Here is a 25,625-nt window from a genome sequence, read left to right on the forward strand (position 1 = left end):
ACTCAAGCGGCGGAGCCGGGGCGGGGCCGCCGCGCAGCGGGCTTGACGGTGGCGTCGCCGGCGCCGAAAAGCGTCTCCAGGTGGCGCACGAACGTGCGCACCTTGGGCGACAGGAAACGGCGGTGCGGATACACCGCCTGCACGCGCACGCCGCGGGTGCTGTAGTCGGCCAGCAGGGGCACGAGCCGGCCCGCCTCGATGTCGGCGTCGACGATGAAGCCGGGCTGCAGGATGACGCCGCGCCCGGCCACGGCGGCCGCGCGCAGCACGTCGCCGTTGTTCGCGCGCAGCTTGCCGTCCACGCGCACGCTGTGCACCTGGCCGTCCTTCTCGAACTGCCAGTCGCGGCCCTGGCTCGCGTAGTGGTAGTTCAGGCATTCATGCTGGCGCAGGTCGTCGGGATGGCGCGGCGTGCCGTGGCGCGCCAGATAGGCGGGCGCCGCGCACAGGCGCATGCGCTGCTCCGACAGGGGGCGGGCCACCAGCGAGGAGTCTGCCGGCGTACCCAGGCGCAGCGCCAGGTCGAAGCCTTCTTCCACCAGGTCGACGGTGCGGTCGCTGAGCTCCAGGTCGATCGCGACGTCGGGATATTGCGCCATGTAGGCCGAGATGGCGGGCCCCAGGTGCAGGATGCCGAAGGTGAAGGGTGCGCTCACGCGCAAGAGGCCGCTGGGCCGCTGGCCCTTCTCCTGCAAGGTCAGTTCCAGTTCGGACATCTCGGCCAGGATGGGCTGGATGCGTTCCTGGAAGGCACGCCCCGCGTCGGTCAGGCTGAGCTTGCGCGTGGTGCGGTTCAGGAGCCGCACGCCGTACTTCTGTTCCAGGAAGGCGATCTGGCGGGTGACGGCGGACCGGGCCAGGTCCAGGCGCTCGGCGGCTGCCGCGAACGACCCCAGTTCCACCACCTTGGCGAACGTCTGCATCGCGGCGTGGGTGTCCACCATTGTTCTCCTAATCGGAATAATTATTTGCCATTCTGCATGTTTATGTTTGTTTGTGGAACCACCAAAATGCCGCTCCATGGATGTCCGAATCCGGACGTCATCCCGATTTCTTTCCGGAGCCCTTCATGATCGACCCCCGTACCGCCCCTTACGCCGCGCTGGTCCTGCGCCTGGCGCTGGGCATCATGTACCTGGCCCATGGCCTGACCAAGCTGCTGGTCTTCACGCTGCCGGGCACCGCCGGTTTCTTCGCCAAGGTCGGCTTTCCCGGCTGGCTGGCCTATCCGGTCACCTTCTTCGAAATCATCGGCGGCGCGCTGCTGATCCTGGGCGTGCTGCCGCGCTGGATCGCCGCCGTGGCGACGGTGCAGCTGCTGGCCGCGGCCACGGTGCACTTCGGCAATGGCTGGGGCTTCGGCAACCCCGGCGGCGGCTGGGAATACCCGGTGTTCCTGGCGGCGGCCTCGGCTGCGCTGGCCCTGCTGGGTGACGGCAAGCCGGCGCTGTTCCCGAGCAAGCGCAAGGGGTAGGCGCCGCTGGTGTGCCGGTGTTGGAAAGTGAAGAGGCCGCGTCCGTGAAACGACGCGGCCTTTTTTCATGGCGTGGTCTGGCGCAGGAAACCCAGTGCTTGCGGGATGTCCTGGGCGGCGCGGTGCTGCAGCGGTGCAGGGGCATCGGGGCCGCCGCCCAGTTGCCAGGGGCCGGGGCCGGCCGTGCCCTCCATGGCGTCCAGCAGGCTCAGGCCCTGGGCATCGCGCAGATCCGGCAGCAGGCTCGCGAGTTCACGGTCTTCGATGCGGCCTGGCCCATGTTCGGTGCAGGCATAGACATGGCCGTCGTCATCCAGTATCCAGCGGGAAACCTGCGCCACCCGCAGTCCCGTGTGGGTCCACAGCCCCTTGCCATCCGCGCCGCGCCGCAGGATGTAGGGCGCGGCATCCAGCCGCACGTAGGCCCGCTGCGGACCGTTCTGGACGTACCAGGCGCCGCGCTCGTCGTGGGTGTAGTGGCGATGCAGGAAATCCAGCATGCCCGCGTGGGTGATGGGCTCGCCCGCGCCGCCTTGCGCGCTGTCACCGTCGGGATGCAGGCGCAGCCGTCCCCGCGCATCCAGCGACAGCCAGCCGTGCGCGTGCGGCACGTCGGGCCAGCGCGCCATGGCGGCCAGCACGTTCTCGTCCATGCGCGGGCCTGGGGAGGAGGGCGTTGCGGGGGGGTCCATGCGCACTAGGCTACCGCATCCAGCTGCGTTCGTCCGATAATGGACCGCAAGGTTGCCACGCGGCGCGTCGGCGCGGCAGCCATGCGGAACCCCTGACGCTGGAGCCTATACTGAACCATGGAAAAGATCCCGCACGACATCAAGGCAGGCTACTACTGGTACACCATCGACGGTGATCCTCCCACCATCATGCACGTGCATGACAATGGCACGGGCACGCTGATGGGCACGGACTTCAAGGTGGCCGCCATCGACATCGCCGGCATGGTGCAAAAGGGCGAGACCTTCATCTGGATCGAGCCGCCGCCCGTGGCAGAAAAGGCGCTGTAAGGCCATGGCGGATGCCGTTTCCCGGGCCGTGGGCGCCAAGCCGCGGCTCTTCGTCACGTTTTCCCTGCCGCCCGAAGTGCGGGCGGTGATCGCCGATTCCTTCGACGCGCACTATGCCGAGGCGCCTGGCGCCCTGGCGCGCCCGGGCACCGAACCCGCCCTGGCAGCGTGCGAGCTGGTGCTCGTCACCGCCACCGATACGCTGGATGCCGCCGCCGTGGCGGCGCTGCCCGCCAGCGTGCGCGCGGTGGCCACCTATTCTGTCGGCCACGAGCATATCGACCTGGCCGCCGCGCGGGCGCGGGGGCTGGCCATCTATCACACGCCCGACGTGCTGTCGGAAGCCTGCGCCGAAGTCGGCCTGTTGCTGCTGCTGGGCGCCGCCAGGCGCGCCACCGAGAGCATCGCGCTGGTGCGCGGCGGCGGCTGGCAGGGCTGGACGCCCTTGCAATTGAACGGCTGGGGCCTGACGGGCAAGCGCCTGGGCGTGGTCGGCATGGGCCGCATCGGCCGCGAGATCGCCACGCGGGCGCGCGCTTTCGGCATGGACATCCACTACTACAACCGCTCGCGCCTGGCGCCCGAGCTGGAAGCGGGTGCGCGGTATCACGCCAGCGCGGAAAGCCTGCTGCCCGTGTCGCAGTTCCTGATGCTGGCGTGTCCGGCGACGGCCGATACCATCGGCTTCCTGAACGCGGCGCGCATCGCGCAGTTGCCGCGCGGGGCCATCGTCGGCAACATCGCGCGCGGCAGCCTGGTGGTGGATGAAGACCTCGTCGCCGCCTTGAAGACAGGGCAGGTGGCCGCGGCGGGGCTGGATGTGTTCAACCACGAACCCGATATCCATCCGGCCTATTTCGATCTGCCCAATTGCTTCATGCTGCCGCATGTCGGCAGCGCCACCATCGAGACGCGGGTGGAGATGGGCAGGCTGGTCATCGACAGCCTGCAGGCGTTCCTGCGGGGCGAGCCTCGGGGCAATCGCCTGGCCTGAGAGGTGGCAGCGACAAAAAAAGGGATGCCACGGCATCCCTTTTTCATGGCGTGCGCGAGCGCGTCAGTGCGTGCTGTCGCCGCTCGTCTGCTGCACGTTCTGCAGGCGCGCCTGCGACTCCAGGATGCGCTGCTCCAGGTGCGGCGAGGTCTGCAGCGCCACGTACGATGAGTCATCGCCGTTCTCGTCGGGTTCCGAGTGGATGCGCAGCGTGATCGACTGGCCGTCGAACGCTTCGGGCAGGGCCTTGCGGTCGATGTATTGCTGCAGCAGCGCGTCCACGGCGGCTTGCGTCGAGGGCAGGGCGGCTTCCATGTCGGGCTGGCCTTGCAGCGTCAGTTCGATCACGCGGCCGAGGTCCCAGGTGAAGAACACCAGCGCGTTCTCGCCGTGGCAATCGGGATGCAGGTAACCCCACTGCGAGGCAGGCGCGTTGCCGGGCGGGGTGGCGTGTCCGGTAGAGGTCGTCATGGAAGAGAGTCCTGTTCGCGACAGGAGCGCGAAGCGCTCGACTGGCGGCTTGATGGTCGTGGGCGGCATCGGTGTCGGGCCGGTGCGCGCAGGAATGTCGGCGTGTCTTGCCGCGCTGGGTAAGCGCGTGGCGGTTGCCGCGCGGCGCTTTTCGGGCCAGGCGGCGAGGCCGGTCTCCAGACCGGCCGAGGATTATAGCGGCAGGCTGGCACGCGCCCGGATCCTGGTTTGAGGGGGAAGCAGGGCGAGAGTTCACCGGCGCTGTGCGCCAGGCATGAAAACGTCATGGGCGCCCGGGCGCTTCATGTCGAGAAATCCCCTCGCGGCCCAGGAAAAAGAAAAGGCCCGCAACGCTGCGAGCCTTGAATCTGTTGGAGGCGCAAGCCGGAATCGAACCGACGTACACGGATTTGCAATCCGCTGCATAACCACTCTGCCATTGCGCCGTGGGCTTTGCCCGGCGCCGCGCACATCGCTGTGGGGGCTGGTGGCAAATACCAAGCCCGCTATTCTATGACAAATCGTGGGGTCTTGCCAGCGGCAAGCCGCCAGTGTGGGGTGGCCGAGACGCTCGTCCCGCTGGCCGCCACCCCTGCAGCTCAGCCCTCGCCCAGCTCCCGCATCACCGCGTACAGCTTGGCCTTGGCCTCGAAGCCCACGCCCGGCACGTCGGGCAGGCCCACATAGCCGTCTTCCACGCGGATGCCGTCGGCGAAACCGCCGAAAGGCTGGAACACGTCCGGATAGGACTCGTTGCCGCCCAGGTGCAGGCCGGCCGCGATGTTCAGCGACATCTGGTGGCCGCCGTGCGGCACCACGCGGCGGCTGGACCAGCCCATGTCCTTCATGACGTCCAGCGTGCGCAGGTATTCCACCAGGCCGTAGGACAGCGCGCAGTCGAACTGCAGGAAGTCCTTCTCGGGGAGCATGCCGCCATAGCGCAGCAGGTTGCGCGCGTCCTGGTGCGAGAACAGGTTTTCCCCGGTGGCCATGGGCAGGTCGTAATGGTTGGCCAGTTCGGCCTGCAGCGCGTAGTCCAGCGGATCGCCCGCCTCTTCGTACCAGAAGAGGTTGTAGGGCTTCAGCGCACGGGCATAGGCAATGGCGGTGTCCTGGTCGAAGCGGCCGTTGGCGTCCACGGCCAGGCGCTGGCCGTCGCCCACCACTTCCAGCACGGCCTCGATGCGCGAGAGATCCTCTTCCAGCGATGCCGCGCCGATCTTCATCTTCACGACGCGATAGCCGCGGTCCAGGTAGCCGCGCATCTCGTCCTGCAACTGGCGGTGGTCCTTGCCGGGGTAGTAATAGCCGCCGGCGGCATAGACCCACACCTTGTCGTCGGCCACGCCGTCCAGGTAGCGCTCGGCCAGCAGCTTGTAGAGCGGCTTGCCTTCGATCTTGGCCACCGCATCCCACACCGCCATGTCGATGGTGCCCACCGCCACGGAACGCTCGCCGTGGCCGCCGGGCTTCTCGTTGCGCATCAGGGCCTTCCAGATGGCGAAGGGATCCAGGTTGTCGTGGTCCTGGTCGATCAGGCTGTCCGGCTCGGCCTCGGCCACGCGCGCCAGGAAGCGGTCGCGCATCAGCGCGCCCTGGCCGTAGCGGCCATTGGAGTTGAAGCCGTAGCCGATGACGGGCTTGCCGTCGCGGATCACGTCGGTGACCACGGCGACGACCGAGCAGGTCATCTTCGAGAAATCGATATAGGCGTTGGCGATGGGCGAGGCGATGGAGGCCGTCTTCTCGCGGATGTCCACGATGCGCATGATGAGGTCCGTCTGGAAAGTGGGTCGGGAGGGCTCACCTTATCGCCGCGGTGGCAGGGCAGGCCAATGCTAAGATCGTCGCGCTTCATGCATGGACGGCATAGCCCTATGGAATTGGCCTGGCTCGAAGACTTTTCCGCATTGGCCGAGAGCGGCAATTTCTCTCGCGCGGCCGAGTTGCGCCACGTGACGCAACCGGCGTTCAGCCGCCGCATCCGCGCGCTGGAAACCTGGATGGGCACGCCGCTCTTCGCGCGCACCGCGCAGGGCGCGCAACTGACCGACGCCGGGCGGCACGTGCTGCCCGCCGCCCAGGAAATGGTGCGGCGCCTGCACCAGTTGCGGCTGGATGCGCGCGAGGTGGCCGGCCGCGCCACGCGCACGCTGCACTTTGCCGCCACCCACTCCCTGTCCTTCACCTTCTTCCCCGCCTGGATCCGCCAGGCCGAGCGCGGCGCGCCGCTGGAAGCCGTGCGCCTGCTGTCCGACAGCATGGCGGTCTGCGAGCAGATGCTGCTGCGTGGCCAGGCCCAGTTCCTGTTGTGCCACCAGCATCCGGGCGTGGGCTCGGCGTTGACGCAGGGCCTGTTCCGCAGCAAGGGGGTGGGGGCGGACGCCTTGTTGCCGCTGGCGGTGCCCGACGTGGCGCAGGCGATGCAGGCGGGCGGCGATGCGCCGTACCTGGCGTATTCGGCCGAGTCCGGCCTGGGCCGGATTGTCGACACCGTGCTGGGCCAGCGTCCGCCGCCGTGTCCGCTGGCGCCGGTCTTCCATTCGCATCTGGCCGCGGTGCTGATGTCGATGGTGCAGGAGGGCAAGGGCATGGCCTGGCTGCCCCGCAGCCTGGCGGGCGAGGACCTGTCGCGCGGCGTGCTGGCGCGCGGCCTGGATGCCGCCTGGGACATCCCGCTGGATATCTGCCTGGTGCGTCCGGCGCTGCCCATGAGCGATTTCGCCGAGGCGTTCTGGGAAAAGCTTTAACACCCGGGTTCAATGCCTTGGCGCTGCGCGTCGTGTAGACAATCTGTGGATTTTTGGCGCGCAATGCGCTATTTTTCCGCTTGTGGCCATAAGATTGTCGACACCATGAACAAGATTCTGACCCTGCCGGTAGGCGAGGCGGCCGCCGTCGAAGGCGAGACGCGCTCGGAGCATGTCTTCCGGCAGATCCAGTCCGCGATCATCCGGGGCGAGATCGCGCCGGGCAGCAAGATCTCCGAGCCCGAGCTGGCGCGCGCCTATGGCATCAGCCGCGGGCCGCTGCGTGAAGCGCTGCATCGGCTGGAAGGGCAGAAGCTGCTGGTGCGCGTGCCGCACGTGGGCGCGCGCGTGGTGTCGCTCAGCCTGCAGGAGCTGTCCGAGCTTTACCAGATCCGCGAATCCCTGGAAGGCATGGCCTGCCGGCTGGCTGCCGAGCGCATGCGGCCCGAAGAGGTCGAGGACGTGCGCGAGGTGCTGCGCGCGCACGAGCGCGACGAGGCCTTCCAGGCGGGGCTGGGCTATTACCAGCAGGAAGGGGACTACGACTTCCACTATCGCATCGTGCAGGGCAGCGGCAACCAGATGCTGTTTCGCCTGCTGTGCGACGAGCTTTACCAACTGGCGCGCATGTACCGCATCCAGTTCTCCACCACGCCGCAGCGTCCGCGGCAGGCCTACGCCGAGCACCATCGCATCCTGGACGCCATCGCCGAGCGCGATGGCGAGCTGGCCGAGATGCTGATGCGCAGGCACATCCGCGCTTCCCGTCACAACATCGAACAACAGATCGCGCAGGGCAACCTGCAGCGCAACGAGGCATCATGAACACTTCCTATCGCAAGCCCCTGCCGGGCACCCCGCTGGACTATTTCGATGCGCGCGCCGCCGTGGACGCCCTCTCGGCCGGCGCCTATGACCGCCTGCCCTACACCTCGCGCGTGCTGGCCGAGAACCTGGTGCGGCGCTGCGAACCGTCGCTGCTGAACGATGCCCTGGCGCAGCTCATCGAGCGCCGCCGCGACCTGGACTTCCCGTGGTTCCCGGCGCGCGTGGTCTGTCACGACATCCTGGGCCAGACCGCGCTGGTCGACCTGGCGGGCCTGCGCGACGCCATCGCCGACAAGGGCGGCGACCCCGCCAAGGTCAATCCGGTGGTGCCGGTGCAGCTCATCGTCGACCACTCGCTGGCCGTGGAATACGGCGGCGACGACAAGGACGCCTTCGCGAAGAACCGCGCGGTGGAGGACCGCCGCAACGAGGACCGCTTCCATTTCATCGAGTGGACGCGCCAGGCCTTCCGCAACGTGGACGTCGTGCCCCCGGGCAACGGCATCATGCACCAGATCAACCTGGAGCGGATGTCGCCGGTCATCCACGCGCAGGACGGCGTGGCCTTCCCCGACACGCTGGTGGGCACCGACAGCCACACGCCGCACGTGGACGCGCTGGGCGTGATCGCCATCGGCGTGGGCGGCCTGGAGGCCGAGAACGTCATGCTGGGTCGCGCCTCGTGGATGCGCCTGCCCGATATCGTCGGCGTCGAACTCAGCGGCAGGCCCCAGCCCGGCATCACCGCCACCGACATCGTGCTGACGCTGACCGAATTCCTGCGCAAGGAAAAGGTGGTGGGCGCCTATCTGGAGTTCTACGGCGAGGGAGCGTCCAGCCTGACGCTGGGCGACCGCGCCACCATTTCCAACATGGCGCCCGAGTATGGCGCGACCGCCGCCATGTTCTCCATCGACCCGCAGACCATCGACTACCTGCGCCTGACCGGCCGCGAAGACGAGCAGGTCAAGCTGGTGGAGACCTATGCGAAGGTGGCGGGCCTGTGGTCCGACACGCTGGCGCAGGCCGAATACGAACGCGTGCTGCGCTTCGACCTGTCCACGGTGGTGCGCACCCTGGCAGGTCCGTCGAACCCGCACCGCCGCCTGCCGGTGTCCGACCTGGCCGAGCGCGGCATCGCCGGCGCCGTCGTGCAGGAGCCGGGCCTGATGCCCGATGGCGCGGTCATCATTGCGGCCATCACCAGCTGCACCAACACCAGCAACCCGCGCAACGTGATCGCGGCGGGCCTGCTGGCCCGCAACGCCAACCGCGCGGGCCTGGCCCGCAAGCCCTGGGTGAAATCCTCGCTGGCGCCCGGCTCCAAGGCCGTGTCGCTGTACCTGGACGAAGCCGGGCTCACGCAGGAGCTCGAGCAACTGGGCTTCGGCGTCGTGGCGTTTGCCTGTACCACCTGCAACGGCATGTCGGGCGCGCTGGATCCGCGCATCCAGCAAGAGATCATCGACCGCGACCTGTACGCCACCGCGGTGCTGTCGGGCAACCGCAACTTCGATGGCCGCATCCATCCCTATGCCAAGCAGGCCTTCCTGGCCTCGCCGCCCCTGGTGGTGGCCTATGCCATCGCGGGCACCATCCGCTTTGACATCGAGCGCGACGTGCTGGGCAAGGATGCCGACGGCCGCGAGATCCGCCTGAAGGACATCTGGCCCAGCGACGAGGAAATCGACGCCGTGGTGCGCCAGTCGGTCAAGCCGGATCACTTCCGCAAGGTCTACGCGCCCATGTTCGGGCTGCGCAAGGAAAGCACCGAGCGCGTGAGCCCGCTGTACGACTGGCGTGCGCAAAGCACCTACATCCGCCGTCCGCCCTACTGGGAAGGCGCGCTGGCCGGCGAGCGCACGCTGCGCGGCATGCGGCCGCTGGCGCTGCTGGGCGACAACATCACGACCGATCACCTGTCGCCGTCCAACGCGATCCTGCTGGACAGCGCGGCGGGCGAGTACCTGGCCAAGATGGGCCTGCCCGAGGAAGACTTCAATTCCTATGCCACGCACCGTGGCGATCACCTGACCGCGCAGCGCGCCACCTTCGCCAATCCCAAGCTCTACAACGAGATGGTGCGCAGCCAGGACGGCACGGTGCGGCAGGGCTCGCTGGCGCGCGTGGAGCCGGATGGCCAGGTGCTGCGCATGTGGGAAGCCATCGAGACCTACATGGCCCGCAAGCAGCCGCTCATCATCGTGGCCGGTGCCGACTACGGCCAGGGCTCGTCGCGCGACTGGGCCGCCAAGGGCGTGCGGCTGGCTGGCGTGGAAGCCATCGTGGCCGAGGGCTTCGAACGCATCCACCGCACCAACCTGATCGGCATGGGCGTGCTGCCGCTGGAGTTCAAGCCGGGCGTGAACCGCCTGACGCTGGGCCTGGACGGCACGGAAACCTATGACGTCGTGGGCGAGCGCCGCCCGCGCGCCGACCTGACGCTGGTGGTGCATCGCCATGACGGCACGACGGCCGAGGTGGCCGTGACCTGCCGACTGGATACCGCCGAAGAGGTCTCGATCTACGAGGCAGGCGGCGTGTTGCAGCGCTTCGCGCAGGACTTCCTGGAGGCCGAGGCCGCGCCCCAGGGCGGCCGCCAGGCAGGCTGAGCCTGACGTTCCCGGCGCCGCGTGATCGTTCGCGCGGCGCATCGCTTCTTCCCTATCGCCTTGCCACAGGACCCTCCCCATGCCGCACGCGCCGCAGACCAAGATTCCCGCCACCTATATGCGCGGGGGCACCAGCAAGGGTGTCTTCTTCGTGCTGGACGAGTTGCCCGTTCCCGCGCGCGTGGCGGGCCCCAGCCGTGACGCGCTGCTGCTGCGCGTGATCGGCAGCCCGGATCCCTATGGCAAGCAGATCGACGGCATGGGCGGCGCCACCTCCAGCACCAGCAAGAGCGTCATCGTCAGCCGCAGCACGCGGCCCGGCCACGACGTGGACTACCTGTTCGGCCAGGTCTCCATCGACAAGCCCTTCGTGGACTGGAGCGGCAATTGCGGCAACCTGTCGGCAGCCGTCGGGCCGTTCGCCATCCGCAACGGCCTGGTGGATGCCGCGCGCGTGCCGCGCGATGGCATCGCCGTCGTGCGCATCTGGCAGGCCAACATCAGCAAGACCATCATCGCGCACGTGCCCATGACGGACGGCCAGGTGCAGGAGACCGGCGACTTCGAACTCGACGGCGTGACCTTCCCCGCGGCGGAGGTCGTGCTGGCGTTCATGAACCCGGCCGAGGACGGCGAGGGCGGGTCGATGTTCCCCACCGGCAATGTCGTCGACGTGCTGGATGTGCCGGGCATCGGCAGCTTCCGCGCCACGTTCATCAACTCGGGCATTCCCACCATCTTCTTGGAAGCCGAGGCGCTGGGCTACACCGGCGCGGAATTGCAGGACGACATCAACGCCGACGCGCAGGCGCTTGCCACCTTCGAGACCCTGCGCGCGCATGGCGCCCTGCGCATGGGGCTGATCAAGTCACTGGGCGAGGCGGGCTCGCGCCAGCACACGCCCAAGATCGCCTTCGTGGCACCGCCGCGTGCCTATACCGCTTCCAGCGGCAAGGCCATCGGCGCAGGGGATGTCGACGTGCTGGTGCGCGCCCTGTCCATGGGCAAGCTGCATCACGCCATGATGGGCACGGCCTCTGTCGCCATCGCCACCGCCGCCGCGGTGCCGGGCACGCTGGTGAACCTGGCGGCGGGCGGCGGCGAACGCGAGACCGTCTGCTTCGGCCATCCTTCCGGCACCTTGCGCGTGGGCGCGCGGGCGCAACAGGAGAACGGCGAATGGACGGTGACCAAGGCCATCATGAGCCGCAGCGCGCGGGTGCTGATGCAGGGATGGGTGCACGTGCCCTTTTCTGGGTAAGGCGCAGCGTGGCGGCTGGCTTGCCCGTCGCCGCTGCTATGCTTTTGGCTGAGGCCCGGCCGTCGCGTCCTGCCTGTTGCGGCGTCTTCTCAGTACGCTCCGTCCAAGGCCCCACAGAAGTAGCCCGATCATGCCAAGGCCCGCCCCAAGGCGCAGGCTGATGGCCAGCCAGAACAGCCCGGGGCTTGTTGCCAGGAGGATATCCTCGCCATTGCGACGGAACGCGGGCGCCACGCCTTCGTCCAGGCCTTGCGAGGCGGAGATGATCAGCCATGCCGAGACCGAAAACGTCATCGTTCCTGCCAGCGCGAGCTTGATGTTCTGCTGGCGTGGGGTTTCGTGTTCTCCCATGTCGAAGACCCACATGCGCATGGCCCAGATCAAATGCCACAGCATGATCATGAGAGGAACGAGCAACGCGAGCGCCGTCACGGTCAATACCTGCCTGGGTGCATTGGTCACCAGGACGAGGGCAACGACGAGAATCGCACCGAGCAGCCAGAGAAAACCCACGCCCGCTTTTCGCAGTTCGGCGCGTATTTTCACCATGGGGGAAAGTGTGGCGGGTAGCCTGCGTTTCCTGATGGGGCGTGTCGGTGTGCGCATGGCGATGGCAAGGGGATGGGCGCACGAGTCTACCGCGCGAGCACGACATGTGAGAAGGTGCTGCAAGGGGCTGTCTCATTTCCCTGCATGACGGCGGGTCATCGGGGTGGCACAGACGGCGCTGCTCAGCTTTCCCCTGCTTCTATGTCCTTTCCTTCCCCGTTCGCGCCATCGGCGCCTGATGCGCGACAGTCTTTCCCCGTGCTCGCGGAAAATGACCCTCATGCGAACCAGGGGGTGTTTGGGCCGCCAGAGCCGCGAAGCGCATACGGAAGAACGCACCAATATCGTACGAAGCCTGGGCCAGCGTGATGATCGACGTAGTGAGTTCGCTCTTGCGCGACGCCTTCTGCATGGCCACATAGGGCACCCGTGGCAGTTCGGGCTTCACGGGCAGGCATTGCAGCAGGCCCTGTTCGATGAAGGGGCGCACAGTTTCCACGGGGAAGTAGCTCACGCCCATGCCCGACAGGGTCAGGCCCAGCAGGGCCACCACGCTGTTGCTCGCCAGCGTGTCCTTGGGCGTGAAACCCGCCGCCTTGAACCATTCGTCATAGAGAATGCCCGGTCCCGAGGTGTCCACCAGCATGCGGTGCTCGCTAAGGTCGCGCAGCGGCAGCGCTGCGCCTGCGTCCACCAGCCCCGGTTTGCACATGAACGCGTTGCGCACCTCGCCCACCTGCACCGAGACCAGCGCGGGGTGGGAGGGATAGGCCTTGGGCACGATGACGAGATCCAGCTCGTCGTCCAATAGTTGCCGGTACAGCTGGCGGCTCATGTCCACCGCCGGCTCGACCGTCACGCGGGGATAGTCACGATGGATGGCTTCGATGAAACCAGGCAGCCAGGTCATCGCCGTCAACTCGGTCACGCCCAGGCGCAAGGTGCGCGTCATCATGGCCGGATCGCCGAGCCGGGCCAGTGTGTCTTGCCGCAGGTCCAGCATGCGCTTGGCTGCAAGCAGCAGTTCCTGGCCCTTGTCAGTCAGCCGGGCCGCGCGCTGGCTGCGGTCGAACAGCGCCACGCCCAATTGCGCCTCCAGTTCCTGGATGCGTTCGGACACCGCGGATTGGGTGGTGTACAGCCTGGCGGCGGCCTGGCGGAAGCCGCCCAGCTGCGCCACCCAGTACAGGGCTTCCAGTTGCTTGAAGGTCATGGTGCGGCATCTCGAAGGAAAAAAATCGGAATTTCCGATTCAGATGTATCGGAAAAAACCGCTATTCCCGATCAATGGGCGAGCCTATCATGCCTGTTCCACGCGCTGCGTGCCCACTATTGCCTGCTGTTTCCCCATGACCGCCATCCCTGTGAAGGAAAGCCCGACCCTGCTGGACATCCTGTTGCTGGGCGGTGCGCAGATCCTGGTGTGGGGCGGTTCCTTCTTCCTCCTGTCCGTGCTGGCCGACCCCATCGGGCAGGACACCGGCTGGCCGCGCCAGTGGGTGCTGGGCGCCCTGTCGCTGGGCATCCTGGTGTCGGGCCTGCTGTCGCCTTGGCTGGGCCGTGCACTGGCCCGCTGGGGCGGACGTGGGCTGCTGGGCGCCAGCGGCATCATCGTCGCGGCGGGGCTGCTGGTGCTGGCCGCCAGCCAGCATCTGGCCGTGTACGTGCTGGCGTGGGTCATCATCGGCGCGGGCATGGCCTGCGGGCTCTACGACGCACTGTTCGCCGCGCTGGGCAGCCTGTATGGCGTGCGCGCGCGCCGGGCCATTTCCCACATCACGCTGATCTCCGGCCTGTGCACGACACTGGTCTGGCCCGTCATGGCCGCGATGGTGTCGCAGTTCGGCTGGCGCACGGCTTGCGTGCTGTACGCCGCACTGCTGCTGGTGTCGGTCGTACCCATGTACCGCCGCGCCTTGCCGGCGCATCGCGCGGTGACTGCCGCCACGACGACGGCAGGGCAGGGTGGCCACGGCCTGGACCGAGGGGTCTATTGGCTGATGTCGGCGTCCTTCACCGTCGCGGCCGTGCTCATGACCGCCATGATGGTGCAGCTCATCTCGCTGTTGCAGGCGCGTGGCGCCACGCTGGGCGAGGCCATCGGCCTGGCGGCGTTGCTGGGGCCGGCGCAGGTGGGCGCGCGCATCGTGTTCATGGCGATGAAGACCATGCATCCGATCTGGCCGGCCTTGGCTTCGGTGGTGTTGACCCTGCTGGGACTGGTGCTGTTGACCGTGGCGCCGGCCTACGCGGCCATCGCCCTGCTCATGTACGGCGCAGGTAACGGCATGCGCGCCATCGTGCGCGGCACCTTGCCGCTGGCCCTGTGCGACGCGCGGGACTATGCCGCGGTGATGGGGCGCCTGGCGCGGCCTTCGCTGATCGGGCAGGCGGCGACGCCGCTGGTGGGCGGCCTGTGCCTGCAGTACCTGGGCGCCTCGCCGACGTTCTGGGTGCTCTGCATGCTGGCCGGGGTGAATGTGATGCTAACGGTCTGGCTGTGGCGCAGGCTCGCGGCCGCCGCCTGATCCATCGCCCGGCAGGCCGGCCGCGTCGGGCGCGGCGCCGATGTCTGCGCGGTCATCCGATACCACCCGGTTGCGCCCGCCATGCTTGGCCCGGATCAGGCGTTGGTCGACGCAGGCGTATGCCTGGGTGAACGGGTGCGCGGCGGGGAAACTGCCCACGCCGATGCTTACCGTGCAGCGCAAGCCCGGCGCAATATGTGAAAAGGCATGGGCCGCCAGGCTGTCGCGCAGGCGTTGCGCGGCGGCCTGGGCGGCGTCATGGGTTGCGCCGGGCATGACCAGGATGAACTCCTCGCCGCCGACGCGGGCGGCGAAGTCGTTGCCGCGCAGTTGCGCCTGGATCACGCCGGCCATTTCCGTGAGCACGGCGTCGCCGGCCGGATGACCGTGGCGATCGTTGATGGACTTGAAGTGGTCCGCGTCCACGATGGCCAGCCCGTACCGTTCGCCCGAAAGCGCGAGCCTGTGCAGGCCGCGCTGCAGGCCGGCACGGTTGGCCATGCCGGTCAGCGCGTCGCGCTCGGAGGCATGGCGATACTCGGCGATGGTGCGTTTGGCCGTCAGGAGCAGGAACAACAGCGCTGCGCCGACACTGAAAAGATAGAAGCTGATCTGTGTCCCGACCCAATAGAGGGTGCCGTCGTAGCCATATGCGGCGTCGCGCGCCTGGCCGGTGAGCAGGACGCGCGGCAACTGCGCCAGCGTGCCCAGGCCCAGAAACCAGAACAACAGCCGCTCCAGCGCCGTGCCGCGCGCCAAGTGGCGGATCTGCCACAGCGCCATCAGGAACAGCACAGTCACCGCGCCGTAGAGCGAACCCGTGCGCAGCAGGAAGTCTCCCGGCTCCGCGCCTGCCCAGGTCCGCAAGCCCAGCATGATCGCCAGCAGCACCAGCGCAGGCCGCCAGGGGAGGTCGCGGTTTTCCTGCTCGGCGATGCCGCGGGCGAAGAGATAGGCTGCCGCGCCATAGAGCGCGCCGGTCAGCAGGACATTGGATGCCCGGCTTGCCGGCCAGAGCAGGATCTGGCTGGTCAGCCCCACGGCGTAGCAGGTGAAGGCCCAGGCGAAGGAGCGCATCTGCCTGGCCCGCCCCAGGAAGTGCCAGGCGCCATGGAAGGCGAAAGCGATGAGCAGCGCGACCAGCGGGTGGGCGAGGGCGAGCAGCGTCTCGTTGGGGAGCCTGGGCATGGCGGACCCCCGGCTTACCGGCTGTCGCCTTGCAGCCAGCGAAGATAGGGCGTGCGCGTCACGTGCGAAACCGACTCCAGCACTTTCGCGTGATTGACCTGATGCCGCAGCAGCAGGCGGGCGTCGGCAATGCCGCGCGACTTGCAGAACCAGTGGCAGCTGTGTTGCAGCAGGTACAGCTCGGCGGACAGGTGGTAGGCGCGGGTCTTGGGATCCCAGTTCTCCACGTTGTCCACGACGTGGCGCAGGCCGTCGGCGTGGATCTGCACCAGGGCCTGGAAGTCCCGCAGCATGCCATCGGGCAGGAAGCGTTCGGCGTAGGGCACGCAGAACGACAGGGCGCCCATCTTCAGCGATTGCGGCGTTTCCTCGCGCAGGCTGCTGGCCAGCGTCTGCACCTGCGACGCCGCCGCGCGCTCGGTCTGGTGCAGGGTTTCCAGCACCTGAAGCTGGCGTGACTCGGTGGCGTCGTGGATGGCGCGCGCATAGCCCTGCGTCAGCGTTTCCATGTGCTTTTCCAGCTGCAGCCTGGCCAGGTGGCGTCCCAGCAAGGCGATGCGCGCGCGCTGGTATTGCACGCGCAGCAGCTGCGAAGCCGCGATGATCAACAACAGGAGTAATGCGATGTCCATGGCACGCGTGTCGGTTGGGCCCACGGGAGGCAGGTAAAACAGAAGGCCCAGGCTTCGATACGCGAAGTCTGGGCCTGTTGGAGGCCTCGACTATAGCCTACTTCGCGCGCGGCGCCGTGCTGTAATGGCGCGATGCATCCTGGCTTGCGCGCCGACCGGCGCCCCGGCCGTCCCTTGCCCAGGCAGGTTCCCGACACAGCATGAACGGTCATTCCTCATCGCGGCAAACGCCGTTGCCCCCGGACGCACGCAGCCGCGCCGCCACGGCCGCGAAACTCGGGATCAACGTGTCGACCGTGTCGCGCCGGGTGTCGCCCGCCATGCAGGGGACAGCATGCCCGGCCTGCTGCGTGTCGGTGCTGTCGTGGCGGAACTGCTTGACGAGCTGTGGTTGCTCACGCATCCCGACATCAGGAAGTCACGCCGTGTGCGTGCGTTCCTGGGTGCGCACGAATGCACGTTGGCGTCGTGCTTCAGCCTGCCGCCGCAGCAGGCACGGAGGGGGCTTGGCCCACGCGTACCACTTCGCCCGACAGGCCCTGCGGATTGCGCAGCAGGTTCAGGATCGGGCACCACTTCTCCACCGCCACATGCAGGGCCTCGAGCGCTTCCTGGCTGGCGGTCGATTCGATGTGCGCGACATAACGGATGTCCTGCGGATAGAAGGGCACGTTTTCATAGCCAGGCCTGCCGCCGCGCACGTCCTGCGTGGCCTGTACCTCCACGGCCAGGCCATCCAGCGGAATCTGCAGCTCGGACGCTTGAATCAGGAACACATGCGTCAGGCAACTGGACAGGGAACCGATGAGCAGTTCAGGAGACGCCGGCCCCAGGTCATAGCCCGCGAAATCCGCCGGGCTGTCGCTGATGACCTGGTGATGGCGGATACGGATGCGGCGCACGCCACTGCGTCCTTCGGCGGTGGCGGTTGCCTTGAGTGTCAGCGGTGCTAACGTGGCCGGGTCGCGCGCATTGCGGACCAGCAAGGCGTCGCGTTTCTGCTTCAGGTATTCACGTAGGTTGCTCATGGTGCGATCTCCGGGTGGTTGCGGCCCGCCGGGCCGCAAGGACAGCCAGACCTGCTAGGACCTGGCACGAAACAGTGGGGGCCTGACGGGCTGTGCGTCGATGCGCTGCAAGGTATCGGACAGGCCTTCCCCCGTGCGCTGATCAGGGGCGATCTCTCCAGGCTCGCACATGGTGTCGGGGGCGCTCCAGGCCAATGTGTCGCCTGGGGCCTGGTAGGCCCGCAGCCAGCCGCCGCGGTCGACCAGGAACTGCGCGCCGTCCAGTTGCGCCGCCTCGCGGCCAGCCACCCAGGCATAGGCCTGCCAGGCGGCGGCCGACACGGCATCGGGCACGCCGCAATCGGCCCAGCCGACATCCGATCCGGGCGGACCGTGCAGGGGGTCGCCCGGCCGCAGCACCACGTCGATCAGCCTGGGATCCGGCATGACAGGCGGCGTACCGGCATGGGCTGCATGGATGCGTACCCGCTGGCCACGCAGGTCCCTCAGACGCTGCACTTGCGGCAGCCGCGCGCAACGCAGCGCCATGTCCGGCGCAGGCAGGGCCTGCCGCCAACCGGGATGGTCGGCCAGCTCGGCGCCGGCGGCACCGGCGCGCAGGTAGTCCAGCACATTCCATGCCTCCTGGCTGGAGAGCGCTGCGCCATAGGCGTGGGACGCGCCAGCCTTGCCTTCGGTCCCGTTGCCCAAGCCTTGCCGCACGCTCCAGTGCAGGTCTCCCGCATGCCGATGCTCGAACAAGGCAGGTCCCAATACGCTGGGCCAGCGCGGCTGCCTTGCGGCCAGGGGGCCGTCGCCCCGGCCTTTGGCGCCATGGCACGACGCGCACAGTTGCTGGTAATGGCGCGCGCCCGCCAGGATGCGCCCGGCATCGAAGTCCGTCGGCGGCTGTCGAAAGGTGTGGGGCGTCGCGGGAGCCAGCACCAGTTCTGGGCGGGGTGTGCCGGGGGCGAGCAGCAGGCATGCGACGACGACCATGGCGGCCGCCAGCCGCCAGGATGCCTGCCGCGCGAACACCACCCCGGCACCGGCCAGGTAGGCCGCTCCCAGCCAGGCTGCCGCCTGCTCGCCGCGGGCCAGGGCGCGCGATCCTGGCGGCACGCCTGCATCGGGCCGCCAGGATGACACCCATGCAGGATGCCATTGCCCCAGTTCCGACCACGAGGGAAACCACCCCTGTGCGGCCAGGGCCATGCTGGCCCACACGCCCGGCGGTTGCGGGCCCGAGACCGACGCCGCGTAGACCACTGGCCACGCCACGGCGCAACCCAGCGCCAGCCACGCGCCGCCCACCAGCCATCGCAGCGATGCCTGCGTGCGGGGGCGCAAGCGTGTCTTGGCGTCGCTGCCGGCCCAGGCGCGGCTCTGCCAGATTGCAGCGGCGGTGCGCAACACACCGTATAACGCTGCCGCTACCGCGATCCAGTGCAGCCATCGCAGCCCGAGTGCGGCCGCGATGCCCAGTTCGTGCAGCATGCCTGCCCGTCCTACCAGGAATCATCCAGCCCCAGTTGCGCCAAGGCGCGCCGGCGCAACTCAGCCAGGAGAGGGTCGCCGCGCTTGCGGGGATAGGGCAGGGGGTTGGTGATCACTTCCTTGATGCGCGCAGGCCGGTCGCTCAGCACGATGATGCGGTTGGCCATGAACAGCGCCTCTTCCACGTCGTGGGTCACCAGCAATGCGGTATAGCCCACCTGCTGCCATAGGGACACCAGCTCGGACTGCATGGTCAGCCGCGTGAGCGAATCGAGCTTGCCCAGCGGCTCGTCCAGGATGAGCACCGACGGGTCGTTGACCAGGGCCCGCGCCAACGCCACGCGTTGCGCCATGCCGCCCGACAACTGATGCGGATAGGCCGAGCCGAATCGCTGCAGTCCCACCAGTGCCAAGGCCTGGGCAATACGATGGCCCTGTGTCCTGAGCAGGCCGCGTGCCTGCAGGCCCAGTGCCACGTTGTCGTGCACGGTGCGCCAGGGGAACAGGGTGGGATCCTGGAACACGACCACCCGCGACGGGTCGGGCTCGGTGATCTCCTGGCCGTCGGCAAGCAGCTCGCCGCCAGCAGGCCTGTCCAAGCCCGCGACCAGGCGGAGCAAGGTCGACTTGCCGCAGCCGCTGGGCCCCAGCAGGGCGACGAACTCGCCGGGTTGGATCTCCAGATCGATCGCATCGAGCACGTCCAGGCGCTCGCCCTCGAGGTCGAAGTGATGCGAGACCCCGCGCACCGACACGTGCGCGCCGGTGACGGTCGCCGTGTCTACCATTTGACGACCCCTTTCTGCCAGGCCAGCGTGCGGTCACGCACCCGGAACAGCGCGGTGATGATGCCCGAGAAGAGCAGGGCCATCACGAACAATGCGGCATACATGTTGGCGTACGCGGCCCAGCCTTGGGCCCACGACAGGTAATAGCCCAGGCCCGACTTGACGCCCATCATCTCGGCCGCCACCAGCACCGAGAACGAGGCGCCCAGGCCCATGAACAGGCCGACGAAGACGTGGGGCAAGGCCGCCGGCACCGCGACACGCAGGATCAGGAACGAAGCCTTGGCGCCCAGCGTGCGCGCCACGTCGTAATAGGCCTTGTTGACGCTGGCGACGCCGGACCACGTCAGCACGGTAACGGGGAACCAGGTGGCCAGTGCAATGAGGAAGACCGCCGCCGCCCAGCTGCTGGGAAAGAAAAAGAACGCCATGGGCAGGAGCGCGGTGGAGGGCACAGGCCCAAGAAAGCGGAGCACGGGGTGCACCCAGTAGCCCAGCCCGCGCGACCAGCCGATGGCAACACCCGTGAGGAACCCCGAGACAGCACCGATGGCAAAGCCATTGGCTAGCAACCACAGGGAGTTGACCACGCTGTCTCCCAGGCGGCGCCAATCGGAGAGATAGACGTCCACCAGGGACTGCGGCGGCGCGAAGAAGGGCGATGGCAGCCAGGCCAGCTTTGCCGTGAGCAGCTCCCACACCAGCACCGACACTGCCAGGACCAGCAGCCATGGGCCCACCACGCGCAGGCGTCCCGTCAGGCCCTGCACCACGTTCAGCGGCAAGGATGCCAGCGCCAGCAGGACGCCCAGCGCCGCGATGCCCAGGCCGAACTCGCGCGTATACCCCCACTCGACAAACCCTACCTGGACATTGGGCCACTGTATCGTCAGCACCCCCGCCGCCGCCCACACCAGCCCGGCGAGCAGGCCGGTGCGCCACCAGCGCGGGCGGCCCGAGGAGGGCGTGGCAGCGCCTGGGCTGTTTTCCTCCGGCACCGCCGCCGGCCACGCTTGATCAGACGAGGACATCGGGCGCCACCACCGCTGCATACTTGTTCACATCCAGGTTCGCGCCCAGGACCCGGATCTGCTTGAGGTGCTGCGCGTAACCCGCGACTTCCTCGCGCAGCTTGGCGCCCGTGCTCGCGTGGCCGTGGGTGTGGCTGCGCAATATTGCCGCCACGCGTTCTGCCGGCACTTTCGAGGGGATGTGGGGGGCGAAAATGCGTGCCGACTCGTCGGGATTGGCCGCCGTCCAGCGCTGCGCGTCGATGACGGCGCGGGTGATGGCCGCCGCTGCATCCGGGTCGTTGCGCACCAGCTTGCCGCTCAGCCCCAGCACGCAGCAGGTGCGGTCGGCGTAGTCGTTCTCGAGATTGGTGGCCAGTTCGACCAGATTGTTGTCCTCGCGCAGGATGAACATCAGCGGGTCGTCGCCCGCCACCGCATCCACCTCGCCTTTGCGCAGCGCCTCGCCGAACAGGTCCTGCGGGAACTGGCGCCACTCGACCTCGTCGGGGTCTATGCCCAATTGCGCCACGCGGATCGCAAAGAAGTTCTTGACCGGGCTCGCCTGGTCGGTCACGGCCACGCGCTTGCCGCGCAAATCCTGCACCGCCTTGATGGGCGAGTCTTGTGGCGTGAGCAGGCGCATGCAGCCACCGTGCGTGCCCACGGCCAGCTTCACGTCGAAGCCTTGTTCCAGCGGCTTGAACCATCGCAGGGCCATGCCGATGCCGCCATCGGCGTGGCCTGTGGCAATGGCCTCCAGCAATTGGTCGGTCGAGCCGCTGAAGTTGATGCGTTCGACCGCGATGTTGTATTTGTCGAAGAAGCCTCGCTCCAGCGCCACCGACACCGGCGATTGGCACACTGCCGTCGGGCTCCAGGCAATCTTGAAGCTGCGCTTGGCGCTGCCTTGCGCCAATGCGCGTGCGCCGAGCAGGCCAAGCGGCGCGCCCAGTCCGGCGATGGCGGCGGCTTTAAGCAGATGGCGGCGTGACAGTGCGCCGGCAGGCGGGGATACGAGATGCGTCATGATCCAGGGCTCGATAGGGAAAGAGGCAACCCTCAACGCTGGAATCATGGCGCAGGGGCGCCACGCCGCAAACTAACGCTTGGGCATATCCTTAGCGAGGCATAAGTTCATGGGGGAGATGCCAGGCCGTGGCGTTTGCGCCGACGGCGAGGTCAGTGCCGGTACGGCAGGGCCTGGTCCCGCAGGGCGGGTAGGGGGGGCGAGGTTGCGAGCAGGATGTCGCTGGACGAAAAAAAGCCGAAAACGAAGTTTTCGGCTTTTTTCAAATCATCGATGAATGCTGGAATGATTCATGGACAAGAATTCTGGAGCGGGAGACGAGTCTCGAACTCGCGACCTCAACCTTGGCAAGGTTGCGCTCTACCAACTGAGCTACTCCCGCATGGGTACTGCTTTCTTTTCAACAGCGCTGCAGCTTGGTGTCTGGCAGTGCTTATCGTTGAAAGTCCGCTATTCTACATGAATTTTTCGCGGCGTGTAAAGTTTTTGAATTTCTTCTTCAACTTCATCAAGACTTTTGCGTTGAGCTTCCGTGGCTCACCGGTTTCGGTCTCGTTCCGCGCTTCAAGTAATATTGAGCGAAGACCAAGACTATAGCAGATATTTTTCTCACATGTCCAATCCGGCGTCACGCCCCGCTGTTTTTCCGCTGGAAGCGCCCGCTTCCGTTTCCCTGCAAGCCTTCAATACGCTGGGCTTGGCCTGCGTGGCGCCGCGTTGCGTGCGCCTGGATGACCCGGCACAACTGCCTGCGCTGACCGCGTTGGCGCAAGACTACCCAAGCTGCTTCGTGCTGGGGGGCGGCAGCAATGTCGTGCTGCCTGCAACCGTGCCGGGGCTGGTGGTGCGCGTGGGCCTGCAGGGCGTGCGCCTGGTCGAAGAGACCGCCGATGCCTGGATCATCGAGGCGGGCGCCGGCGAGTCCTGGCATGGGCTGGTGCAAACCTGCATCGAAGCGGGCTGGGACGGGCTGGAGAACCTGGCCTTGATTCCAGGGCAGGCGGGTGCGGCGCCGGTGCAGAACATCGGCGCCTATGGCTTGGAGCTGGCCGAGCGGCTGCTGTCGGTGGAGGCCTGGGATATTCCGGCCGGGCGTCGGGTGGCGTTTTCGGCGCAGGCGTGCCGTTTCGGCTACCGCGACAGCGTGTTCAAGCACGCCGAGCCCGGACGCTGGCTGATCGTTTCCCTGCGCCTGGCCTTGCCGCGTCCGTGGCGGCCGGTGCTGCGCTATCCCGATCTGCTGCGTCACCCGCGGCTGGCGGGGCGTGACGAGGCCGGCATCACGGCGCGCGAGATCTTCGACACCGTCTGCGAGGTGCGGCGCGCCAAGCTGCCCGATCCGGCGGTGCTGGGCAACGCGGGCAGCTTCTTCAAGAATCCGCTGGTGGATGCGGCGCATCACGCGTCCCTGCTGGCGCAGTGGCCGGACCTGGTGTCCTATGCGCAGCCCGATGGGCGCTACAAGCTGGCCGCGGGCTGGCTGATCGACCGTTGCGGCTGGAAGGGCAGGGACCTGGGCCGCGCGGGCGTGCATGACCGCCAGGCCCTGGTGCTGGTGAACCGCGGCGGCGCCGACGCCGGCGACATCCTGGCCTTGGCGGCCGCCATCCAGCAGGACGTGCAGGCGCGCTATGGCGTGGCGCTGGAGCCTGAACCGGTGGTGGTGGCCGGCGAGTGATGCCGCGAAGCCGGCTTTGCCGGTCCGCTCGCATCGCTCCCTTGAGGGGGAAGCGCGCAGCGCTTCGGGGGCGGGAGTTCTACTTCAGAACGGCTTGCATGTCGAACAGGCCCTTCGATTGGCCGCCCAGGAAGCGCGCTGCCCGCAAGCTGCCCTCGGCGTAGCCGGCACGGCTGCTGGAGCGGTGCGTGATCTCGATGCGTTCGCCAATGCCGCAGAACGACACGGTGTGGTCGCCGATGATGTCGCCGCCGCGCACCACCGAGAAACCGATGGTGCCGGTCTCGCGCGCGCCGGTCACGCCGTGGCGGGCCCAGGTGGCGACGTCGTCGAGTTCCTTGCCCCAGGCATGGGCGATGGTTTCGCCCATCTTCAATGCCGTGCCCGAGGGCGCGTCGACCTTGTTACGGTGGTGCGCCTCGAAGACCTCGACGTCGTAGCCCGAATCCAGCAGCCGCGCGGCCAGGTCCAGCAGTTTCAACGTGGCGTTCACGCCGACGCTCATGTTGGGGGCAAAGACGACCGCCACGTGCTCGGCGGCGGCGGCCACGGCGGCGCGGCCGGCATCATCGAAGCCGGTGGTGCCGATGACGGCCTTCACGCCATGCCGCACGCAGGCTTGCAGGTGCTCGAGGGTGCCCTCGGGACGCGTGAAGTCGATCAGGCAGTCCGCAGCGCGCAAGGCCTCGAGGTCGTCGGTGATGAGGACGCCGGTGTCCTCGCCGAGGAACGCCGCTGCGTCCTGGCCCAGGTGCGGGCTGCCGGCGCGGTCCAGCGCGACGGCGAGTTCGAGATCGGGAGAGGCCTGCACGGCCTCGATGAGCATGCGGCCCATCCGGCCGCTTGCGCCTGCAATGGCGATACGCATGGTGTCTGGCTGTCCGTGTGCTGCTTAGCGCAGCGGTTCGGCGCCGCCCGAGCCGGTGCGCTGGGATTGCGCGGGCGAGGGCAGCATGGGGTTCTGCTGGATGCTCAGGGTGGAGCGGCCCGAGGGCGACGGGGTCGACGGTTGCTTGTCCGCGTCGGCTTCGTCCTTCTCGACGCGGGCGGTTTCCCGGTCTTCGCGGCGCACGCGGGTGGCTTCTTCGCGGGCCTGTTGCTGGAAGGGCTGGATGTCGGGCTGGTCGTCGCCTTGCCAGCGGGCCAGACGCTCGTTGTCGAACCAGACCGTGAACTTGCGCTCTTGCGCCTCGCCGCGGCCAGGCACGTAGTAGTAGGGGTAGTCCCAGCGGTCGGCGTGCAGCACGCTGGTCAGCGTGGGGCTGCCCAGGGCGAAGCGGACCTGTTCACGGGTCATGCCCACCTGCAGCAGGGCGACTTGCTCCTGGGTGATCCAGTTGCCTTGCTGGACAGGCGCGCGATAGGGGAAGCCCCACTTGCCGGTACTGGAGGAGCAGGCGGTCAGGGCGAAGGCCAGCGCGGCCAGCGCAAGGCCGGCGCGCAAGCGCGAGGAGATCGGGACGAGGCTGGGCACGCGGCACCCCTGGAGGTTAGAGAAAACGGGCAAAGACGTTATCATAAAGGTTTAAGCACCAAGCCGTGGAGCGCAGGGCTGTCCGGCTTGGCTTTGCCAGGTCGGAACCGAGGGTTTCATCAGTGGGTGGCCGAGCCCGGTCCCCTACATCAGTAACCGAGCGGTAACCGAGCCCGGTCACCGGAACATTCCCTCCGGTCGCCATGTCCTGCCGCCGAACCGCCCTTATCCGGAACGACCAGTGATGCCATCTATGAGCGATCAAGCCGACCTCAAAAACATGGGCCTGAAGGCGACTTTCCCGCGCCTGAAGATCCTTGATATTTTCCGCAAGTCGGAAGAGCGCCACCTGAGCGCCGAAGACGTCTACCGTGCACTGATCGGTGAAAGCGTCGAAATCGGCCTGGCCACCGTCTATCGCGTGCTGACGCAGTTCGAGCAGGCCGGCATCCTCAGCCGCAGCCAGTTCGACAGCGGCAAGGCCGTGTTCGAACTGAACGACGGCGACCACCACGACCACCTCATCTGCACCCACTGCGGCACCGTGGTCGAGTTCTCGGATCCCGATATCGAGAAGCGCCAGCACAAGATCGCCAAGGACAATGGGTTCGTGCTGGAAAGCCACCACATGGTGCTGTACGGCACCTGCGGCGACTGCATGAAGAGGTAGCCCCTGGTGGTAGGTTCCCCCCCCGAGGCGCTGACGCGCCTCCCCCCCAGGGGGGCGGTGCTGGTGGACCGGCGGAGCCGGCTCCACTGCACCCCGGCTTGAGTGACGCTGCGTCGTTTTGTCGGGCGGTGCGCTTGCCGGCGCTTTTATCCTTCTTGCCGA

26 protein-coding genes and 2 tRNA genes are annotated in these 25,625 nt (G+C 67.7%); 10 read left to right on the top strand and 18 right to left on the bottom strand.

What is annotated here, in order from left to right:
• Nucleotides 1-2: 2 nt before the first annotated feature.
• Nucleotides 3-923 (bottom strand): LysR family transcriptional regulator, encoded by a 921-nt coding sequence (locus tag ODI_RS05410; RefSeq protein WP_098020983.1) that lies wholly within the window; start codon nt 921-923, stop codon nt 3-5.
• Between the two features lie 146 nt (nt 924-1,069).
• Between ODI_RS05410 and ODI_RS05415 the strand changes: the two genes are divergently transcribed.
• Entirely contained in the window at nt 1,070-1,474 is a 405-nt protein-coding gene (locus tag ODI_RS05415) for a DoxX family protein (RefSeq protein WP_067750575.1), read from the top strand.
• Nucleotides 1,475-1,539: 65 nt separating this feature from the next.
• Here ODI_RS05415 and ODI_RS05420 read toward each other — a convergent pair whose 3' ends face one another.
• A complete protein-coding gene (locus tag ODI_RS05420; protein WP_067750541.1) occupies nt 1,540-2,127 on the bottom strand; it encodes a DUF2946 family protein in 588 nt (195 codons plus the stop codon).
• A gap of 156 nt (nt 2,128-2,283) precedes the next feature.
• Between ODI_RS05420 and ODI_RS05425 the strand changes: the two genes are divergently transcribed.
• Nucleotides 2,284-2,496 carry a hypothetical protein gene (locus ODI_RS05425; protein ID WP_067750538.1) on the top strand — a complete coding sequence of 71 codons (213 nt, stop codon included), beginning with the start codon at nt 2,284-2,286 and terminating at the stop codon, nt 2,494-2,496.
• Between the two features lie 4 nt (nt 2,497-2,500).
• Nucleotides 2,501-3,490: an NAD(P)-dependent oxidoreductase gene (locus ODI_RS05430; RefSeq protein ID WP_067750536.1), complete on the top strand. Its 990-nt coding sequence runs from the start codon at nt 2,501-2,503 to the stop codon at nt 3,488-3,490.
• Nucleotides 3,491-3,553: 63 nt separating this feature from the next.
• Here the strand turns inward: ODI_RS05430 and ODI_RS05435 are convergent, their stop codons facing one another.
• The 3 genes from ODI_RS05435 to ODI_RS05450 all read right to left on the bottom strand — a co-directional run bounded on the left by ODI_RS05435 (nt 3,554) and on the right by ODI_RS05450 (nt 5,730).
• A complete protein-coding gene (locus ODI_RS05435; RefSeq protein ID WP_067750534.1) occupies nt 3,554-3,961 on the bottom strand; it encodes a hypothetical protein in 408 nt (135 codons plus the stop codon).
• Between the two features lie 372 nt (nt 3,962-4,333).
• Nucleotides 4,334-4,407 (bottom strand) — tRNA-Cys (locus ODI_RS05445).
• Between the two features lie 153 nt (nt 4,408-4,560).
• Nucleotides 4,561-5,730 (bottom strand): mandelate racemase/muconate lactonizing enzyme family protein, encoded by a 1,170-nt coding sequence (locus ODI_RS05450; protein ID WP_067750529.1) that lies wholly within the window; start codon nt 5,728-5,730, stop codon nt 4,561-4,563.
• Nucleotides 5,731-5,838: 108 nt separating this feature from the next.
• On the opposite strand from ODI_RS05450, the gene ODI_RS05455 reads away from it, so the two are divergent.
• From ODI_RS05455 to prpF, 4 genes are all read left to right on the top strand, one after another.
• Nucleotides 5,839-6,711 carry a LysR family transcriptional regulator gene (locus ODI_RS05455; RefSeq protein WP_067750527.1) on the top strand — a complete coding sequence of 291 codons (873 nt, stop codon included), beginning with the start codon at nt 5,839-5,841 and terminating at the stop codon, nt 6,709-6,711.
• A 105-nt stretch (nt 6,712-6,816) separates the two neighbouring features.
• Nucleotides 6,817-7,536: a GntR family transcriptional regulator gene (locus tag ODI_RS05460; RefSeq protein WP_067750572.1), complete on the top strand. Its 720-nt coding sequence runs from the start codon at nt 6,817-6,819 to the stop codon at nt 7,534-7,536.
• Entirely contained in the window at nt 7,533-10,151 is a 2,619-nt protein-coding gene (gene acnD / locus ODI_RS05465; protein WP_067750524.1) for a Fe/S-dependent 2-methylisocitrate dehydratase AcnD, read from the top strand. Before ODI_RS05460 ends, acnD begins: the two co-directional genes overlap by 4 nt.
• 79 nt (nt 10,152-10,230) lie before the next feature.
• Nucleotides 10,231-11,412 (top strand): 2-methylaconitate cis-trans isomerase PrpF, encoded by a 1,182-nt coding sequence (gene prpF / locus ODI_RS05470; protein ID WP_067750522.1) that lies wholly within the window; start codon nt 10,231-10,233, stop codon nt 11,410-11,412.
• A gap of 36 nt (nt 11,413-11,448) precedes the next feature.
• Here the strand turns inward: prpF and ODI_RS05475 are convergent, their stop codons facing one another.
• Both ODI_RS05475 and ODI_RS05480 read right to left on the bottom strand, forming a co-directional pair.
• On the bottom strand, nt 11,449-11,961 hold the full coding sequence (locus tag ODI_RS05475) for a hypothetical protein (protein WP_067750519.1): 513 nt from the start codon (nt 11,959-11,961) through the stop codon (nt 11,449-11,451).
• Nucleotides 11,962-12,160: 199 nt separating this feature from the next.
• Entirely contained in the window at nt 12,161-13,174 is a 1,014-nt protein-coding gene (locus ODI_RS05480) for a LysR family transcriptional regulator (RefSeq protein ID WP_067750516.1), read from the bottom strand.
• A 136-nt stretch (nt 13,175-13,310) separates the two neighbouring features.
• On the opposite strand from ODI_RS05480, the gene ODI_RS05485 reads away from it, so the two are divergent.
• A complete protein-coding gene (locus ODI_RS05485; RefSeq protein ID WP_067750513.1) occupies nt 13,311-14,489 on the top strand; it encodes an MFS transporter in 1,179 nt (392 codons plus the stop codon).
• On the opposite strand, the gene ODI_RS05490 is transcribed toward ODI_RS05485, so the two are convergent.
• The 9 genes from ODI_RS05490 to ODI_RS05530 all read right to left on the bottom strand — a co-directional run bounded on the left by ODI_RS05490 (nt 14,448) and on the right by ODI_RS05530 (nt 22,023).
• Nucleotides 14,448-15,677: a GGDEF domain-containing protein gene (locus ODI_RS05490; RefSeq protein ID WP_067750511.1), complete on the bottom strand. Its 1,230-nt coding sequence runs from the start codon at nt 15,675-15,677 to the stop codon at nt 14,448-14,450. The two genes, ODI_RS05485 and ODI_RS05490, sit on opposite strands and share 42 nt — an antisense overlap.
• Before the next feature lie 14 nt (nt 15,678-15,691).
• A complete protein-coding gene (locus tag ODI_RS05495; protein WP_067750508.1) occupies nt 15,692-16,309 on the bottom strand; it encodes a hypothetical protein in 618 nt (205 codons plus the stop codon).
• Between the two features lie 208 nt (nt 16,310-16,517).
• Nucleotides 16,518-16,712 carry a hypothetical protein gene (locus ODI_RS22210; RefSeq protein WP_067750505.1) on the bottom strand — a complete coding sequence of 65 codons (195 nt, stop codon included), beginning with the start codon at nt 16,710-16,712 and terminating at the stop codon, nt 16,518-16,520.
• A gap of 70 nt (nt 16,713-16,782) precedes the next feature.
• Nucleotides 16,783-17,337, bottom strand: coding sequence for an OsmC family protein (locus ODI_RS05505; RefSeq protein ID WP_067750495.1), 555 nt, complete (start codon nt 17,335-17,337; stop codon nt 16,783-16,785).
• Between the two features lie 54 nt (nt 17,338-17,391).
• Nucleotides 17,392-18,813, bottom strand: a complete 1,422-nt coding sequence (locus ODI_RS05510; RefSeq protein ID WP_067750492.1) for a c-type cytochrome — start codon at nt 18,811-18,813, stop codon at nt 17,392-17,394.
• An 11-nt stretch (nt 18,814-18,824) separates the two neighbouring features.
• The gene (locus tag ODI_RS05515) at nt 18,825-19,601 is read right to left on the bottom strand and encodes an ABC transporter ATP-binding protein (RefSeq protein WP_067750489.1); all 777 of its coding nucleotides are present in this window, start codon (nt 19,599-19,601) and stop codon (nt 18,825-18,827) included.
• Entirely contained in the window at nt 19,595-20,632 is a 1,038-nt protein-coding gene (locus tag ODI_RS05520) for an ABC transporter permease (RefSeq protein WP_067750485.1), read from the bottom strand. The genes ODI_RS05515 and ODI_RS05520 overlap by 7 nt, the downstream gene beginning before the upstream one ends.
• Entirely contained in the window at nt 20,619-21,641 is a 1,023-nt protein-coding gene (locus tag ODI_RS05525; protein WP_098020848.1) for an ABC transporter substrate-binding protein, read from the bottom strand. The genes ODI_RS05520 and ODI_RS05525 overlap by 14 nt, the downstream gene beginning before the upstream one ends.
• Before the next feature lie 306 nt (nt 21,642-21,947).
• Nucleotides 21,948-22,023: transfer RNA gene (locus ODI_RS05530), tRNA-Gly, on the bottom strand.
• 231 nt (nt 22,024-22,254) lie between these two features.
• On the opposite strand from ODI_RS05530, the gene murB reads away from it, so the two are divergent.
• Nucleotides 22,255-23,319 (top strand): UDP-N-acetylmuramate dehydrogenase, encoded by a 1,065-nt coding sequence (murB, locus tag ODI_RS05535; protein WP_067750481.1) that lies wholly within the window; start codon nt 22,255-22,257, stop codon nt 23,317-23,319.
• A gap of 79 nt (nt 23,320-23,398) precedes the next feature.
• Here the strand turns inward: murB and dapB are convergent, their stop codons facing one another.
• Both dapB and ODI_RS05545 read right to left on the bottom strand, forming a co-directional pair.
• Nucleotides 23,399-24,187: a 4-hydroxy-tetrahydrodipicolinate reductase gene (gene dapB, locus ODI_RS05540; protein WP_067750479.1), complete on the bottom strand. Its 789-nt coding sequence runs from the start codon at nt 24,185-24,187 to the stop codon at nt 23,399-23,401.
• Nucleotides 24,188-24,211: 24 nt separating this feature from the next.
• Nucleotides 24,212-24,793 carry an outer membrane protein assembly factor BamE gene (locus ODI_RS05545; protein WP_231968203.1) on the bottom strand — a complete coding sequence of 194 codons (582 nt, stop codon included), beginning with the start codon at nt 24,791-24,793 and terminating at the stop codon, nt 24,212-24,214.
• A gap of 253 nt (nt 24,794-25,046) precedes the next feature.
• Here ODI_RS05545 and fur point away from each other — a divergent pair, with 253 nt between their 5' ends.
• On the top strand, nt 25,047-25,463 hold the full coding sequence (gene fur / locus ODI_RS05550; RefSeq protein ID WP_067750476.1) for a ferric iron uptake transcriptional regulator: 417 nt from the start codon (nt 25,047-25,049) through the stop codon (nt 25,461-25,463).
• Nucleotides 25,464-25,625: the final 162 nt, after the last annotated feature.

Origin of the sequence: Orrella dioscoreae, from assembly GCF_900089455.2 — a bacterium.
Taxonomy (GTDB): Bacteria; Pseudomonadota; Gammaproteobacteria; order Burkholderiales; family Burkholderiaceae_B; genus Orrella; species Orrella dioscoreae.

Excerpts from the sequence above, each read along its gene's own strand:
- ODI_RS05515 (WP_067750489.1), bottom strand. The coding sequence starts at position 19,601 with ATGGTAGACACGGCGACCGTCACCGGCGCGCACGTGTCGGTGCGCGGG.
- ODI_RS05450 (WP_067750529.1), bottom strand. The coding sequence starts at position 5,730 with ATGCGCATCGTGGACATCCGCGAGAAGACGGCCTCCATCGCCTCGCCC.
- ODI_RS05480 (WP_067750516.1), bottom strand. The coding sequence starts at position 13,174 with ATGACCTTCAAGCAACTGGAAGCCCTGTACTGGGTGGCGCAGCTGGGC.
- ODI_RS05490 (WP_067750511.1), bottom strand. The coding sequence starts at position 15,677 with ATGCCCAGGCTCCCCAACGAGACGCTGCTCGCCCTCGCCCACCCGCTG.
- prpF (WP_067750522.1), top strand. The coding sequence starts at position 10,231 with ATGCCGCACGCGCCGCAGACCAAGATTCCCGCCACCTATATGCGCGGG.
- ODI_RS05485 (WP_067750513.1), top strand. The coding sequence starts at position 13,311 with ATGACCGCCATCCCTGTGAAGGAAAGCCCGACCCTGCTGGACATCCTG.
- dapB (WP_067750479.1), bottom strand. The coding sequence starts at position 24,187 with ATGCGTATCGCCATTGCAGGCGCAAGCGGCCGGATGGGCCGCATGCTC.
- ODI_RS05520 (WP_067750485.1), bottom strand. The coding sequence starts at position 20,632 with ATGTCCTCGTCTGATCAAGCGTGGCCGGCGGCGGTGCCGGAGGAAAAC.
- ODI_RS22210 (WP_067750505.1), bottom strand. The coding sequence starts at position 16,712 with ATGCGTGAGCAACCACAGCTCGTCAAGCAGTTCCGCCACGACAGCACC.
- ODI_RS05510 (WP_067750492.1), bottom strand. The coding sequence starts at position 18,813 with ATGCTGCACGAACTGGGCATCGCGGCCGCACTCGGGCTGCGATGGCTG.
- fur (WP_067750476.1), top strand. The coding sequence starts at position 25,047 with ATGAGCGATCAAGCCGACCTCAAAAACATGGGCCTGAAGGCGACTTTC.
- ODI_RS05455 (WP_067750527.1), top strand. The coding sequence starts at position 5,839 with ATGGAATTGGCCTGGCTCGAAGACTTTTCCGCATTGGCCGAGAGCGGC.
- ODI_RS05430 (WP_067750536.1), top strand. The coding sequence starts at position 2,501 with ATGGCGGATGCCGTTTCCCGGGCCGTGGGCGCCAAGCCGCGGCTCTTC.
- ODI_RS05505 (WP_067750495.1), bottom strand. The coding sequence starts at position 17,337 with ATGAGCAACCTACGTGAATACCTGAAGCAGAAACGCGACGCCTTGCTG.
- ODI_RS05415 (WP_067750575.1), top strand. The coding sequence starts at position 1,070 with ATGATCGACCCCCGTACCGCCCCTTACGCCGCGCTGGTCCTGCGCCTG.
- ODI_RS05525 (WP_098020848.1), bottom strand. The coding sequence starts at position 21,641 with ATGACGCATCTCGTATCCCCGCCTGCCGGCGCACTGTCACGCCGCCAT.
- murB (WP_067750481.1), top strand. The coding sequence starts at position 22,255 with ATGTCCAATCCGGCGTCACGCCCCGCTGTTTTTCCGCTGGAAGCGCCC.
- ODI_RS05460 (WP_067750572.1), top strand. The coding sequence starts at position 6,817 with ATGAACAAGATTCTGACCCTGCCGGTAGGCGAGGCGGCCGCCGTCGAA.
- ODI_RS05475 (WP_067750519.1), bottom strand. The coding sequence starts at position 11,961 with ATGGTGAAAATACGCGCCGAACTGCGAAAAGCGGGCGTGGGTTTTCTC.
- ODI_RS05410 (WP_098020983.1), bottom strand. The coding sequence starts at position 923 with ATGCAGACGTTCGCCAAGGTGGTGGAACTGGGGTCGTTCGCGGCAGCC.
- ODI_RS05435 (WP_067750534.1), bottom strand. The coding sequence starts at position 3,961 with ATGACGACCTCTACCGGACACGCCACCCCGCCCGGCAACGCGCCTGCC.
- ODI_RS05420 (WP_067750541.1), bottom strand. The coding sequence starts at position 2,127 with ATGGACGAGAACGTGCTGGCCGCCATGGCGCGCTGGCCCGACGTGCCG.
- ODI_RS05425 (WP_067750538.1), top strand. The coding sequence starts at position 2,284 with ATGGAAAAGATCCCGCACGACATCAAGGCAGGCTACTACTGGTACACC.
- ODI_RS05495 (WP_067750508.1), bottom strand. The coding sequence starts at position 16,309 with ATGGACATCGCATTACTCCTGTTGTTGATCATCGCGGCTTCGCAGCTG.
- acnD (WP_067750524.1), top strand. The coding sequence starts at position 7,533 with ATGAACACTTCCTATCGCAAGCCCCTGCCGGGCACCCCGCTGGACTAT.